Source organism: Citrobacter sp. CFNIH10 (assembly GCF_002934585.1).
GTDB classification, from domain to species: Bacteria; Pseudomonadota; Gammaproteobacteria; order Enterobacterales; family Enterobacteriaceae; genus Citrobacter_A; species Citrobacter_A amalonaticus.
In genome coordinates this window covers 249,979-264,163 of record NZ_CP026216.1, presented here as the reverse complement: position 1 = coordinate 264,163, position 14,185 = coordinate 249,979, and the positions used below count along the sequence as shown (strand labels likewise).

The window sequence follows — 14,185 nt, the reverse complement described above, 5'->3', positions numbered from 1 at the left end:
GGATTTTGAGCAGTAGCCTCAAATCCCTTCGCCGGCGTTATCCGGATCAGGTTCGACGGGTATTATCTCAGCCCATACGCTTCATCATTCAAGCAGCCTCTGTGTTGGCTGCGTCCGCTCACCCCAGTCACATAGTGTTCTATGCTCCTTGGGATTCACTCGCTTGCCGCCTTGCTGCAGCTTGAATGATTTTGTGTATGTTTATTAGCACCCCGTTGAGAACGGCGTTAGTGTAGTGATTTTGCCGCGTTGCGGCAATCATGGATCCGGCGGCGCAAACCACGCAGACTTAAAGTCGAACCAGCCGAGGGTGTTCATGCGCAGGCCGCGCATACTGCGCTGACCCTGAATAATCAGCCAGTGGTGGATCAGCGGGACAATGGCTTTGCTGGCAAGCAATTGCTGACACCACATGGCCAGATTCATCTCGCCGGTGCGCCAGCGCGCAGCGTCGGCTTCCCAGTCCAGCGGAATGCAGTGCTGTAACAGCGGGACTTCACACAGATGCGCGAACAAAGAGAAGTCGAGCGGCAGGGTGAAGTTGGCGCTGTTAAGCCAGATGTCGCTTTCAATTTCCCCGGCATGCCATTGATCGTAGTCGATCTCCTGAATCTCTAGCTTCACCTGATGTGCAGCCAGAAGCTGACTCATGATCTGTGCAATCACCTGGTGTTCGATGTGTTCGTGATAATAGGTCAGCGTGAGCGTCTCCAGCCCGGCAGGTTTCTCGCCGTGACCCGGTCGCGCGTGATGCCAGCGGGGCAGTAAGCCATAGGCCGGGAACCAGTGACGTTGATACTGTTCATCGGCATAGTAAAGCAGGTTACTTGGTGACAGTACGCGACTGACCCACTCCCGAACCTCCTGATTGGCGCCGCGATGAGTGCGAGCGTCGAACAACAGGTAATAGCACCCCTCTTCCAGGCGGCTTTCGATAGCCTTCTCATCTTCCGTGGGACCTTTCAGCGTCAGGCCGCCGTTTGGCTCGTCGCCGATATCCGGCAGAACCCAGACGTTCACTTCATCAATCAGGGCCCGATAACCGAAGAAATCGTCAAATGCATGAATTTTCAGTTGATTACGTGTATTCCGTATCACCGCGTATGGGCCGGTGCCAATCGGATGGCTGGAAAAATTGCTCAGGGTTTCCCATTCGCGCGGCAGGATCATCGCCGGGACCTGGCCCAGCAGCCACGGCAGCCAGCGATCGGGTTGCGAAAGATGAATGTCCAGCGTCCAGGGCGTGGGTGAAACGATCTCGCTGATGTGCGAATAGAGCGGTAAGACGTTAATGCGTGTCAGTGACGACACCACATCGTCCATTTCCAGTTCACGACCGTGGTGAAAATGGATCCCCGGACGCAGGAAAAAGCGCCAGTGCAGGGGGGAGATTTGCTGCCAGTGGTGGGCTATGTCGGCTTCCAGTTCCCCATTTTCCTCATTTACGCGGGTCAGGGCGCTGAAGATTTGGCGGGCAATGTGGGTTTCTGAGCGACGCAGTGCGCTGCCGGGCAGCAGATTTTGCATTGGACGATAGTAAAGTACACGCAGGATGTGACGGCCCTGACGGAAGCTGCGGCCCAGATGGGAAACCAGCATCTGCCGCACGGCCGTTTTGTCGCCGACCAGTTGCACCAGTTGATCGATGCGATCCTGCTCCAGCAGATCTTCCGCGCGCTGTTGCTGGAGCGCCAGTCCGGTATACAGGAAGGTTAAGCGTGAACGTTTTCCGCGTCCCACTTCCGCCTCCCACGTCAGCCAGCCGCGCTCCTGCATGGTATTGAGCAGCGTGCGCATATGACGGCGCGAGCAGCTCAGCAGATCCGCCAGTTCGTTGAGCGTGGTGTCCTGTGTTTTGCCGTCGCAGCATTGCCACAAGCGGATGAACTGTTGTTGCAGACGGCCAGAAGACATAAAAGGGGAACTCCTGCGGAAAACTCAGCAATTTTATTATCCCTATATTAGGCCAATAATACATTCCGATGAAGCACTATGACGGGGTCATCTATATGCGCCAGTTTTATCAGAAGTACTTTGCCGTGACAGAAGGGTTGTCCTGGTTGGCTTGCCTGAGCGCGCCGCAGCGCTTAAAGATGCTGGAAGAACTGATGCAGTGGGAGGTGACAGCCTGACCCTGGAGTAGCAGACATCATGTGTGACTGAGTATTGGTGTTAATCACCGCGCCAGCAGGTATTATCTGCTGGCTTTTTTCGTTTCGGCTGCGCTGACTAAGGAAAGATATGCTCTGGTTAATGACGATGGGACGACGTCTCAACGGTGTTTACGCGGCGTTTATGCTCGTCGCATTTATGATGGGCGTTGCGGGGGCGCTACAGGCGCCGACGCTGAGCCTGTTTCTCAGTCGCGAGGTCGGGGCGCAGCCGTTCTGGGTGGGGCTGTTTTACACCGTTAACGCCATCGCCGGGATTGGCGTAAGTCTTGCGCTGGCAAAACGCTCGGACAGCCAGGGAGACCGGCGCAAGCTGATTCTGTTTTGTTGCCTGATGGCCATCGGTAATGCGCTGCTGTTTGCCTTTAATCGCCACTACCTGACGCTGATCACCTGCGGCGTACTGCTGGCGTCGCTGGCAAATACCGCGATGCCGCAATTGTTCGCGCTGGCGCGGGAATATGCCGACAGCTCGGCGCGTGAAGTGGTGATGTTCAGCTCTGTGATGCGTGCGCAGCTTTCACTGGCGTGGGTGATTGGCCCGCCGATGGCCTTTATGCTGGCGCTGAATTACGGTTTTACCGTGATGTTTTCGATTGCCGCCGCGATTTTTGCGCTCAGTTTCATCCTGATTGCCTTTATGCTGCCGTCTGTCGCCCGCGTTGAACAACCGGCGGATGCGCCGGTGATCCAGACTGGTGGCTGGCAGGATAAAAACGTACGCATGTTGTTTATCGCTTCCACGCTGATGTGGACCTGCAACACCATGTATATCATCGATATGCCGCTATGGATTAGCGCGGAGCTTGGACTGCCGGATAAGCTTGCCGGGATCCTGATGGGCACCGCCGCAGGACTGGAAATTCCGATCATGATCCTTGCCGGCTTTTACGTAAAACGCTTCGGTAAGCGCCGGATGATGCTTATTGCCGTCACCGCGGGCGTGCTGTTTTATCTCGGGCTGATTTTCTTCCACAGCCATCAGGCGCTGCTGATATTGCAACTGTTTAATGCGGCGTTTATCGGGATCATTGCCGGTATTGGCATGCTCTGGTTTCAGGATCTGATGCCGGGCAGGGCCGGATCGGCGACGACGCTATTTACCAACAGCATTTCGACCGGCGTGATTCTGGCGGGGGTGATCCAGGGCGCGGTTGCCCAAAGCTATGGTCACTTCTCGGTATACTGGGTGATTGCGGCGATTTCGCTGGTTACGCTGGTGATGACCGGGCGGGTGAAAGACGTTTGAATTATGATTGCCGGATGGCGGCTAACGCCTTATCCGACCTACAGAAATCCGTAGGCCGGATAAGCGCAGTGCTTCCGGCATGGCGGGCTTAGCGCATAAACGCCGGTTGTTTCTCTTCGTAGGCGGCGATCGCGTCTTCGTGTTGCAGCGTCAACCCGATGCTGTCCAGACCGTTCAGCATGCAGTGGCGGCGAAAGGCGTCGATGTTAAAGTGATACGTTTTCTCGCCTGCTTTCACGACCTGCGCTTCCAGATCCACTTCGAAGTGAATACCCGGATTCGCCTGTACCAGCGTAAACAACTCGTCGACTTCTTCATCACTTAACTTCACGGGCAGCAGTTGGTTGTTAAAGCTGTTGCCGTAGAAGATGTCCGCGAAGCTCGGCGCAATCACCACTTTGAAGCCGTAGTCCGTCAACGCCCACGGCGCGTGCTCACGAGAAGAGCCGCAGCCGAAGTTTTCACGCGCCAGCAGAATCGAGGCGCCCTGGTATTCAGGGAAGTTCAGGACGAACTCCGGATTCGGCTGCTGACCTTTTTCATCCAGAAAACGCCAGTCATTGAACAGGTGCGCTCCAAAACCGGTGCGGGTAACCTTCTGCAAAAACTGCTTAGGAATGATGGCGTCAGTATCGACGTTGGCGGCATCCAGCGGGACAACCAGGCCGTTATGTTGGGTAAATTTCTCTGCCATGGGAGTCTCCTTATTTGATGCTGCGAATGTCGGCAAAATGACCGGTAACGGCGGCAGCCGCGGCCATCGCCGGGCTGACCAGATGGGTACGCCCACCGCGGCCCTGACGCCCTTCAAAGTTACGGTTGCTGGTTGACGCGCAGCGTTCGCCCGGATTCAGGCGATCGTTATTCATCGCCAGACACATGGAGCACCCCGGCAGACGCCATTCGAATCCGGCTTCGATAAAGATCTTATCTAACCCTTCCGCTTCTGCCTGTGCTTTGACCGGACCGGATCCTGGAACCACCAGCGCCTGGACGCCCGGCGCGACTTTACGACCTTTGGCGACCTCTGCGGCGGCGCGCAAATCTTCAATACGCGAGTTAGTGCACGAGCCGATGAACACTTTATCGATCGCCACTTCCGTTAACGGTACACCCGGTTTCAGGCCCATATAGGCCAGCGCTTTTTCAGCACTGGCGCGCTCAACCGGATCGGTAAACGACGCCGGATCGGGAATGTTGTCCGTCACGGAGATCACCTGGCCCGGATTGGTTCCCCAGGTCACCTGAGGAGCAATCTCTTCAGCTTGTAAGGTGACAACCGTATCAAAGCGTGCGTCGGCGTCGGTTTGCAACGTTTTCCAGTACGCGACTGCGTCATCAAAATCTTTACCTTTCGGCGCGTGCAGACGACCTTTGACGTAGTTAAAGGTGGTTTCATCCGGGGCGACTAATCCGGCTTTGGCACCCATTTCAATCGCCATGTTGCACAGGGTCATGCGGCCTTCCATGCTCAGGGCTCGGATGGCATCGCCACAAAACTCAACGACATGACCGGTACCGCCGGCGCTACCGGTTTTACCGATAATCGCCAGTACGATGTCTTTGGCGGTGATTCCCGGCGCTGCGGTGCCTTTGACTTCAATCTTCATGGTTTTGGCGCGGCCCTGCTTCAGGGTCTGGGTAGCCAGCACGTGCTCGACTTCGGAGGTGCCGATACCGAACGCCAGCGCGCCAAAGGCGCCGTGGGTCGCGGTATGCGAGTCGCCGCAGACGATGGTCATTCCCGGTAGGGTGACGCCTTGTTCGGGCCCCATCACGTGAACGATGCCCTGATACGGGTGGTTCAGATCGTACAGCTCAACGCCAAATTCGTTACAGTTCTTAATCAGTTCCTGCATCTGGATACGCGCCATCTCGCCGGACGCATTGATATCTTTGGTCTGCGTGGAGACGTTGTGATCCATCGTGGCAAAGGTTTTACCCGGCTGGCGAACCGGGCGACCATGCGCACGCAGGCCGTCGAACGCCTGCGGAGAGGTCACTTCATGCACCAGATGTCGGTCGATATACAGCAGCGGGGTTTCGTTTTGCGCTTCATAGACGACGTGCGCATCAAACAATTTTTCGTATAACGTTTTAGCCATGATTACACCCCTTGTGCGACATAACGAGCAATGATGTCGCCCATCTCATCGGTACCGACGGCAGCCGCGCCACGGGCTAAATCACCGGTGCGGATACCTTCTTCTAATGCGCGGTTAACCGCACGTTCAATGGCGGATGCCGCGTCATCGGCATCCAGGCTGTAGCGCAGCAGCAGCGCCAGCGACAAAATTTGCGCAATCGGGTTAGCAATATTCTTGCCGGCAATATCTGGTGCGGAGCCGCCCGCCGGTTCATACAAACCAAAACCCTGCTCGTTCAGACTGGCGGAGGGCAACATCCCCATCGAGCCGGTGATCATCGCGCATTCATCAGACAGAATGTCGCCAAACAGGTTGGAGCACAGCAGCACGTCAAACTGGGACGGGTCTTTAATCAACTGCATAGTGGCGTTGTCGATGTACATGTGCGCCAGCTCAACGTCCGGATATTCTTTGGCAATTTCATTGACGATTTCGCGCCACAAAATAGACGTTTGCAGAACGTTAGCTTTGTCGATGGAGGTCACTTTACGGCGGCGTTTACGCGCAGATTCAAACGCAATGCGCGCGATACGTTCAATTTCAAAGCGGTGATAGACCTCGGTATCGAACGCTTTTTCATGCTGGCCGCTGCCTTCGCGACCTTTTGGCTGACCGAAGTAGATCCCGCCGGTCAGTTCACGGACGCACAAAATGTCGAAGCCATTCGCGGCGATGTCGGCGCGCAGAGGGCAGAAAGCTTCCAGTCCCTGATACAGTTTTGCCGGACGCAGGTTGCTGAACAGTTTGAAGTGCTTGCGCAGCGGCAGCAGCGCGCCGCGTTCCGGCTGGCTGTCCGCCGGCAGATGTTCCCATTTCGGGCCGCCGACGGAGCCAAACAGAACGGCGTCGGCCTGTTCGCAGCCTTCCACCGTCGCCTTCGGCAGCGGTTGACCGTGGTTGTCGATCGCCGCGCCGCCGACATCATAATGGCTGGTGGTAATGCGCATCTCAAAACGATGGCGAATAGCGTCCAGGACTTTCAGGGCTTGCGTCATCACTTCCGGACCAATACCGTCGCCCGGCAAAACAGCAATATGGTAGTTCTTCGACATCACACGGTTTCCTTGTTGTTCTCGTTGTTCTGAGCTTTACGTTGCAACTCTTTTTCGACTTCTGCCGCACGCCAGATGTTGTTCAGCACGTGCACCATCGCTTTCGCGGAAGATTCAACAATGTCTGTCGCCAGACCGACGCCGTGGAAACGACGCCCGTTATAGTTGGCGACGATATCGACCTGACCCAGTGCGTCTTTGCCATGCCCTTTGGCGGACAGGCTATATTTCACCAGTTCAATGTCGTAATCGGTAATGCGGTTGATCGCCTGGTAAATGGCATCGACCGGGCCGTTACCGTTAGCCGCTTCGGCTTTCACGTCACTGCCGCAGGCCAGCTTGACGGAGGCAGTGGCGATATCGTTAGAGCCCGACTGGACGCTGAAATAATCCAGGCGGAAGTGCTCTGGCTCTTCCTGTTGCTTGCCAATAAACGCCAGCGCTTCCAGATCGTAATCAAACACCTGACCTTTCTTGTCGGCCAGCTTCAGGAAGGCGTCGTACAGATTGTCCAGGCTGTATTCACTCTCTTTATAACCCATCTCATCCATACGGTGTTTTACCGCTGCGCGCCCGGAACGGGAGGTCAGATTCAACTGCACCTGATTCAGACCGATGGATTCCGGCGTCATGATTTCGTAGTTTTCACGGTTCTTCAGCACGCCGTCCTGGTGGATCCCTGAGGAGTGGGCAAACGCACCGCTGCCGACAATCGCTTTGTTCGCCGGGATCGGCATGTTGCAGATCTGGCTGACCAACTGACTGGTACGCCAGATCTCCTGATGGTTAATGCGAGTGTTGACGTTCAGGATATCCTGGCGAACTTTAATCGCCATGATCACCTCTTCCAGCGAACAGTTACCGGCACGCTCGCCAATGCCGTTCATCGCGCCTTCTACCTGACGTGCGCCAGCGTGAACCGCAGCCAGCGCGTTGCCGACGCCCAGACCTAAGTCGTCATGGGTGTGGACGGAAATGATCGCTTTATCGATGTTTGGTACGCGCTCATACAGACCGGAGATAATGCCCGCAAACTCGAAGGGCATGGTGTAACCGACGGTGTCCGGAATGTTGATGGTTTTAGCGCCAGCATTAATGGCGGCTTCCACAACGCGGGCCAGATCGGCGATCGGCGTACGGCCAGCATCTTCACAAGAGAATTCAACATCGTCGGTGTAATTACGTGCGCGTTTCACCATATAGACCGCGCGCTCAATCACCTCGTCCAGCGTGCTGCGCAGTTTAGTAGCGATATGCATCGGTGAGGTGGCGATAAAGGTATGAATACGGAAGGCTTCAGCAACCTTCAGCGACTCAGCCGCGACGTCGATATCTTTTTCCACACAGCGGGCTAATGCGCAAACCCGGCTGTTCTTGACCTGACGAGCGATAGTTTGTACGGATTCGAAGTCGCCGGGAGAGGAGACCGGAAAGCCGACTTCCATCACGTCAACACCCATACGCTCAAGGGCCAGCGCAATCTGCAGCTTCTCTTTCACACTCAGGCTTGCCTGTAACGCCTGTTCACCGTCGCGTAAAGTGGTATCGAAAATAATGACTTGCTGGCTCATGTTTTAGGTCCTTAGTCTTTAGGGCGCCTTGCTTCGAGCATAAAAAAACCCGCGCAACGGCGCGGGTTTTTTATCTTACTGGATACGACTTAATGCTGAATGCCGCTCACCAGTCTACCGCGCAACGAAGATGCGTTTAGTAGTAGTAGACCGTTAAAGCGAGCGATACGAATCATTAAATCAACTCCAGGCGAATGCGATATGCTTTTAGTGGTACTGGATACGATGACTGATGTCAACCCCACCGCTGAAAACACCGCACCAGTCAGAAGAAAAGGGAGGGGCGGATTTAGCTAATTGTGCTGAACTTTTTCTGTTATTGCCGATGAAAAAACGGCGGAGGGTTTACACTTTTCATCGTTTGACATATTTAAGCACGCTTTTTTTCAAATGCTGTCACGGCAGTCTGATAAGTCACGAACGCAATAAATTAGTTATCCATATGATTTTGAAGATTTTATGGTAGTTAATAATAAATTAATAATGGGGGTGAATATGGCAATTGATAAGCTAATGTTAAGAATTAACGCGTGAGTAATATAAAAATTTAATTGAATGCCAGCATTTTATTCATAAAGCTCATGATTGTTTATTGGCGTCGCTTATGTTTATATTGCTCCCGTCATTGAAATTTATGATTTATCGTGCGGGGAAGGATTCCACATCGTGCTGATGCGGGGTTTTTACGGCGATCTTCCCGCACCTTTATGTTTTCCGAAATTTTATCTCTGCCCTTTTTCTTATTTTATATGCATGGTAAATCATATTTTCTGAGATTATTTCTCTGCATTCCGGCAAGCAAAAAGGGAGTTAAGCGTGACAGTGGAGTTAAGTATGCCAGAAGTAACCGTTGATAAACCTAATCCCCATCATTTAGAGATGGATAAACCGCAACTTCGTATGGTTGATCTTAATCTATTGACTGTATTTGATGCGGTAATGCAGGAGCAGAATATTACCCGTGCCGCGCATGCTCTCGGCATGTCGCAGCCAGCCGTAAGTAACGCCGTGGCGCGTCTTAAAGTGATGTTTAATGACGAACTTTTTGTGCGCTACGGTCGCGGTATTCAACCCACCGCGCGGGCCTTCCAGCTTTTCGGTTCCGTCCGCCAGGCGCTGCAATTAGTGCAGAATGAATTGCCCGGTTCAGGATTTGAACCTGGCAGCAGTGAGCGCGTGTTTCATCTTTGCGTTTGCAGTCCGCTGGATAATATTCTGACCTCTTTAATTTATAATCGTATTGAAAAGATCGCCCCTAATATTCATGTTGTATTTAAGTCCTCTTTAAATAAGGATACTGAACACCAATTACGTTATCAGGAAACTGAGTTCGTTATTAGTTATGAAGAATTCCGTCGTCCTGAATTTACAAGTATTCCATTGTTTAATGACGAAATGGTGCTGGTCGCCAGTCGTAAGCATCCACGCATTAACGGACCATTGGTGGAAAGCGATGTTTATAATGAACAGCATGCGGTCGTTTCACTTGACCGTTTTGACTCGTTTAGTCGGCCCTGGTATGACTCGGTTGATTCGCAATCGTGTGTAGCCTATCAGGGGATGGCATTAATCAGTGTGCTTAATGTTGTTTCGCAAACGCATCTGGTGGCTATTGCCCCTCGCTGGTTAGCTGAAGAGTTTGCACCCTCTCTGGATCTACAAATATTACCGTTACCTTTAAAATTGAATAGCAGAACTTGTTATCTGTCATGGCATGAAGCTGCGGGTCGGGACAAAGGGCACCAATGGATGGAAGAACTGTTAGCTTCCGTCTGCAAGCGTTAGGCATGAATGAGATAAACCGGGTGCAGACATCCGGTTTATCCTGTCTGTTTTTTATTTATTGGCATTTTATTCTGAATTGAGTCTGGCTATCTTTCTTTCATTCGCGTAAAAATTGATGATTCGCTGTATGCGCGCATTTTCAACCGATTAATTATCATTACCTGAGAAAAATTTAGTTTAATTCACCGTTTCTTCGTCGCTTACCTTTCTTTTATGCTTATTTTCCGGCGTCTTTCCCCCTTTCTCTGAATTGCCTGCGTCCTGGGGAGCGGTTAAGGTGTTTTACACATCATTAATCGTCATTCAGTGAGGCAAGCCATGGAGATGTTGTCTGGAGCCGAAATGGTCGTCCGATCGCTTATCGATCAGGGCGTTAAGCAGGTATTCGGTTATCCCGGGGGCGCCGTCCTCGATATTTATGATGCGTTGCATACGGTCGGTGGGATCGATCATGTGCTCGTCCGCCATGAACAGGCGGCCGTGCATATGGCCGATGGCCTGGCGCGGGCAACGGGGGAAGTGGGCGTGGTGCTGGTAACTTCCGGCCCAGGCGCCACCAATGCGATTACTGGAATCGCAACGGCGTATATGGATTCTATTCCGTTAGTGATTCTTTCCGGTCAGGTCGCGACCTCGTTGATTGGCTACGACGCCTTTCAGGAGTGCGACATGGTGGGGATCTCCCGCCCGGTCGTGAAACACAGTTTTCTGGTGAAGCAGACGGAAGATATTCCACAGGTGCTGAAAAAGGCCTTCTGGCTGGCGGCGAGCGGTCGTCCGGGTCCGGTGGTGGTGGATTTGCCGAAGGATATTCTTAATCCCGGCAAAAAACTGCCTTATTCCTGGCCAGAATCAGTCAGCATGCGGTCGTATAACCCGACCACGGCGGGCCATAAAGGGCAGATTAAGCGCGCTCTGCAAACGCTGGTTGCGGCAAAAAAACCGGTTGTCTATGTCGGCGGCGGGGCGGTGACGGCGGGGTGCCACGAGCAGCTGCGTCAGACCATCGAAACGCTTAACCTGCCGGTGGTCTCTTCGCTGATGGGGCTTGGGGCATTTCCCGCAACGCACCGTCAGTCGCTCGGGATGCTGGGCATGCATGGTACTTATGAAGCCAACATGACGATGCATAACGCCGATGTGATTTTTGCCGTTGGGGTACGTTTTGACGATCGCACAACGAATAATCTGGCCAAGTATTGCCCGAATGCAACGGTGTTGCATATTGATATCGACCCGACATCCATTTCCAAGACGGTGACGGCGGATATCCCGATTGTCGGGGATGCACGTCAGGTGCTGGAGCAGTTACTGGAATTATTGCCGCAGGAATCCGCTCAGCAGCCGCTGGATGATATTCGTGACTGGTGGCAACAGATTGAACGCTGGCGCGCGCGTCAGTGCCTGAAATATGACACGCACAGCGAAAGTATCAAACCGCAGGCGGTCATTGAGGCTATCTGGCGTCTGACCAATGGCGATGCGTATGTGACGTCGGATGTGGGTCAGCATCAGATGTTTGCCGCCCTTTATTACCCCTTCGATAAACCGCGCCGTTGGATCAACTCTGGTGGTCTCGGTACGATGGGTTTCGGCCTGCCTGCGGCACTGGGGGTAAAAATGGCGCTGCCGGAGGAAACGGTGGTCTGTGTGACCGGTGACGGCAGTATTCAGATGAACATTCAGGAGTTGTCGACCGCGCTGCAGTATAAACTGCCGGTTCTGGTGCTAAACCTGAACAACCGTTATCTGGGCATGGTGAAGCAGTGGCAGGACATGATCTACTCGGGTCGTCACTCTCAATCGTATATGCAGTCGCTGCCTGATTTTGTTCGCCTGGCGGAAGCCTACGGACATGTCGGCATTCAGATTTCTCGTCCTGATCAACTGGAAAGTCAATTGAGTGAAGCGCTGGCGCAAGTGAAAAACGGTCGTCTGGTGTTTGTTGATGTTACCGTCGATGGCAGCGAACACGTCTACCCGATGCAGATTCGCGGCGGCGGGATGGATGAAATGTGGTTAAGTAAAACGGAGAGGACCTGATTATGCGCCGGATATTATCAGTACTGCTGGAGAACGAATCCGGTGCGCTGTCGCGCGTGATCGGCCTTTTTGCTCAGCGGGGTTACAACATTGAGAGCCTGACCGTCGCGCCGACGGACGATCCGACGCTCTCTCGTATGACCATCCAGACGGTAGGCGATGAGAAAGTACTGGAGCAAATTGAAAAGCAACTGCACAAGCTGGTGGATGTGTTGCGGGTCAGCGAACTTGGGCACGGCGCGCACGTCGAGCGCGAAATCATGCTCGTGAAGATTCAGGCCAGCGGCTATGGCCGGGAAGAGGTGAAACGCAACACGGAGATTTTTCGTGGGCAGATTATTGATGTCACGCCAAACCTCTATACCGTTCAGTTGGCGGGGACCAGCGATAAGCTGGACGCTTTTCTGGCAACGCTGCGCGAAGTGGCGAAAATCGTTGAGGTTGCGCGTTCCGGTGTGGTGGGACTATCGCGCGGCGACAAAATAATGCGCTAATCATTCTCTTTTCGTTAATTCATATGCCCAACGTCCTCCGTTGGGCATTTTTTTGCGAAATCCGTGGTAACCCGGAATAAAAGCGGTTGCCGCAGTAACTATTCTGCGCTTAGATGTTACCGATTTTAACCCATGCCGTTACAATGGTTATGGTTTGTACATTTTACGCAAGGGGCAATTGTGAAACTGGATGAAATCGCTCGGCTGGCTGGTGTATCGCGAACGACTGCAAGCTACGTAATTAACGGAAAAGCAAAGCAATACCGCGTGAGCGACAAGACTGTCGAAAAAGTCATGGCGGTGGTGCGTGAGCATAATTACCACCCGAATGCTGTGGCTGCCGGGCTACGTGCTGGACGCACACGTTCTATCGGTCTGGTGATCCCGGATCTGGAGAACACGAGCTATACCCGTATTGCGAATTATCTTGAACGCCAGGCGCGCCAGCGTGGTTATCAACTGCTGATTGCCTGTTCGGAAGATCAGCCTGATAACGAAATGCGTTGCATTGAACATCTTTTACAGCGTCAGGTTGATGCGATCATTGTCTCCACATCGTTGCCGCCGGAACACCCGTTCTATCAACGCTGGGCCAATGATACTTTCCCAATTGTGGCGCTGGATCGTGCATTAGATCGTGAACATTTTACCAGTGTCGTGGGGGCCGATCAGGACGATGCCGAAATGCTGGCCGCAGAGTTGCGTAAGTTCCCGGCTGACACCGTGCTCTATCTGGGCGCGCTGCCGGAGTTGTCTGTCAGCTTCCTGCGCGAGCAGGGGTTCCGTGCGGCCTGGAAAGACGATCCGCGTGAAGTGAATTTTCTGTATGCCAACAGCTATGAGCGTGACGCGGCGGCACAGCTATTTGAAAAATGGCTGGAGACGCATCCGATGCCGCAGGCGCTGTTTACCACCTCATTTGCCCTGTTGCAGGGGGTGATGGATGTGACGCTGCGTCGTGATGGTAAGTTGCCTTCCGACCTGGCGATTGCGACCTTTGGCGACAACGAACTGCTGGATTTCTTACAATGCCCGGTTCTGGCCGTGGCGCAGCGCCATCGTGATGTTGCAGAGCGCGTGCTGGAAATTGTCCTGGCGAGTCTGGATGAGCCGCGTAAACCAAAACCTGGTTTAACGCGCATTAAACGTAATCTCTATCGTCGTGGCGTATTAAGCCGCAGCTAGTCAATTTTTGAATTCTGCGCCAGAAGACAATTTTTCTGGCGCAACGTAACGCTCCCCTCTCCACAATACCCTCACCATAATTAAGATTATTCCTTATAATTTTCTCAACTTTACCGAAATAATCCGTATTTAAACGAAACAGAGGCGGTTTCAGGTTATTGAGACGTAACGGCAGGTTAGATATGTATTATTTTGTTACATGCTTGTCGTGAATTGCCGAATTAACAAACACTTTTTGTCGCCGCAGCACGAATGTCTCGGCGGGCTTGTTGGTGCGCGGTGTTTGCAGCCATAAACAGGGACTGTATTCATGATGCAATATGTCCTAAAATGCCGCTCGCGTCGCAAACTGACACTTTATATTCCCACCTGAGAATAATTGTTCGTTTTAAAGCGGTGATGAGTTTTGGGATTTTTTCTTACAAATATTCATGACGTTAATTTGCTTCGTTCGTTGGACAGAATTTAATCAACGCTGATATTAGCCG

At 53.0% G+C, this 14,185-nt stretch carries 12 protein-coding genes and 1 riboswitch; of the genes, 6 read left to right on the top strand and 6 right to left on the bottom strand.

Annotated features, from left to right (window positions below):
* Nucleotides 1-5: 5 nt before the first annotated feature.
* A riboswitch (TPP riboswitch) is annotated at nt 6-225 on the bottom strand.
* A gap of 33 nt (nt 226-258) precedes the next feature.
* A complete protein-coding gene (gene sgrR, locus C2U53_RS04540) occupies nt 259-1,914 on the bottom strand; it encodes an HTH-type transcriptional regulator SgrR (protein ID WP_104445671.1) in 1,656 nt (551 codons plus the stop codon).
* Nucleotides 1,915-2,009: 95 nt separating this feature from the next.
* Here sgrR and sgrT point away from each other — a divergent pair, with 95 nt between their 5' ends.
* Both sgrT and C2U53_RS04530 read left to right on the top strand, forming a co-directional pair.
* Nucleotides 2,010-2,132: a glucose uptake inhibitor SgrT gene (gene sgrT / locus C2U53_RS04535; RefSeq protein WP_104445670.1), complete on the top strand. Its 123-nt coding sequence runs from the start codon at nt 2,010-2,012 to the stop codon at nt 2,130-2,132.
* Between the two features lie 109 nt (nt 2,133-2,241).
* Complete coding sequence (locus C2U53_RS04530) at nt 2,242-3,420, top strand: sugar efflux transporter (protein ID WP_104445669.1); 1,179 nt, start codon at nt 2,242-2,244, stop codon at nt 3,418-3,420.
* Between the two features lie 88 nt (nt 3,421-3,508).
* Here C2U53_RS04530 and leuD read toward each other — a convergent pair whose 3' ends face one another.
* The 5 genes from leuD to leuL form a co-directional block, all read right to left on the bottom strand.
* Complete coding sequence (gene leuD, locus C2U53_RS04525; RefSeq protein ID WP_044255511.1) at nt 3,509-4,114, bottom strand: 3-isopropylmalate dehydratase small subunit; 606 nt, start codon at nt 4,112-4,114, stop codon at nt 3,509-3,511.
* Between the two features lie 10 nt (nt 4,115-4,124).
* Nucleotides 4,125-5,525 (bottom strand): 3-isopropylmalate dehydratase large subunit, encoded by a 1,401-nt coding sequence (leuC, locus tag C2U53_RS04520; RefSeq protein WP_042997950.1) that lies wholly within the window; start codon nt 5,523-5,525, stop codon nt 4,125-4,127.
* 2 nt (nt 5,526-5,527) lie between these two features.
* On the bottom strand, nt 5,528-6,619 hold the full coding sequence (gene leuB / locus C2U53_RS04515) for a 3-isopropylmalate dehydrogenase (protein WP_054176447.1): 1,092 nt from the start codon (nt 6,617-6,619) through the stop codon (nt 5,528-5,530).
* The gene (gene leuA, locus C2U53_RS04510; protein ID WP_044255506.1) at nt 6,619-8,190 is read right to left on the bottom strand and encodes a 2-isopropylmalate synthase; all 1,572 of its coding nucleotides are present in this window, start codon (nt 8,188-8,190) and stop codon (nt 6,619-6,621) included. The genes leuB and leuA overlap by 1 nt, the downstream gene beginning before the upstream one ends.
* A gap of 89 nt (nt 8,191-8,279) precedes the next feature.
* Nucleotides 8,280-8,366, bottom strand: coding sequence for a leu operon leader peptide (leuL, locus tag C2U53_RS04505; protein ID WP_042323878.1), 87 nt, complete (start codon nt 8,364-8,366; stop codon nt 8,280-8,282).
* 658 nt (nt 8,367-9,024) lie between these two features.
* On the opposite strand from leuL, the gene leuO reads away from it, so the two are divergent.
* The 4 genes from leuO to cra all read left to right on the top strand — a co-directional run bounded on the left by leuO (nt 9,025) and on the right by cra (nt 13,697).
* Complete coding sequence (leuO, locus tag C2U53_RS04500) at nt 9,025-9,975, top strand: transcriptional regulator LeuO (RefSeq protein WP_042997947.1); 951 nt, start codon at nt 9,025-9,027, stop codon at nt 9,973-9,975.
* A gap of 318 nt (nt 9,976-10,293) precedes the next feature.
* Nucleotides 10,294-12,018, top strand: coding sequence for an acetolactate synthase 3 large subunit (ilvI, locus tag C2U53_RS04495; protein WP_044267398.1), 1,725 nt, complete (start codon nt 10,294-10,296; stop codon nt 12,016-12,018).
* 2 nt (nt 12,019-12,020) lie between these two features.
* On the top strand, nt 12,021-12,512 hold the full coding sequence (gene ilvN, locus C2U53_RS04490) for an acetolactate synthase small subunit (protein WP_042997945.1): 492 nt from the start codon (nt 12,021-12,023) through the stop codon (nt 12,510-12,512).
* A gap of 180 nt (nt 12,513-12,692) precedes the next feature.
* Nucleotides 12,693-13,697, top strand: coding sequence for a catabolite repressor/activator (cra, locus tag C2U53_RS04485; RefSeq protein WP_042997944.1), 1,005 nt, complete (start codon nt 12,693-12,695; stop codon nt 13,695-13,697).
* Nucleotides 13,698-14,185 lie beyond the last annotated feature (488 nt).

Coding starts and splice junctions, on each gene's coding strand:
- sgrR (WP_104445671.1), bottom strand. CDS start 1,914: ATGTCTTCTGGCCGTCTGCAACAACAGTTCATCCGCTTGTGGCAATGC.
- sgrT (WP_104445670.1), top strand. CDS start 2,010: ATGCGCCAGTTTTATCAGAAGTACTTTGCCGTGACAGAAGGGTTGTCC.
- C2U53_RS04530 (WP_104445669.1), top strand. CDS start 2,242: ATGCTCTGGTTAATGACGATGGGACGACGTCTCAACGGTGTTTACGCG.
- leuD (WP_044255511.1), bottom strand. CDS start 4,114: ATGGCAGAGAAATTTACCCAACATAACGGCCTGGTTGTCCCGCTGGAT.
- leuC (WP_042997950.1), bottom strand. CDS start 5,525: ATGGCTAAAACGTTATACGAAAAATTGTTTGATGCGCACGTCGTCTAT.
- leuB (WP_054176447.1), bottom strand. CDS start 6,619: ATGTCGAAGAACTACCATATTGCTGTTTTGCCGGGCGACGGTATTGGT.
- leuA (WP_044255506.1), bottom strand. CDS start 8,190: ATGAGCCAGCAAGTCATTATTTTCGATACCACTTTACGCGACGGTGAA.
- leuL (WP_042323878.1), bottom strand. CDS start 8,366: ATGATTCGTATCGCTCGCTTTAACGGTCTACTACTACTAAACGCATCT.
- leuO (WP_042997947.1), top strand. CDS start 9,025: ATGCCAGAAGTAACCGTTGATAAACCTAATCCCCATCATTTAGAGATG.
- ilvI (WP_044267398.1), top strand. CDS start 10,294: ATGGAGATGTTGTCTGGAGCCGAAATGGTCGTCCGATCGCTTATCGAT.
- ilvN (WP_042997945.1), top strand. CDS start 12,021: ATGCGCCGGATATTATCAGTACTGCTGGAGAACGAATCCGGTGCGCTG.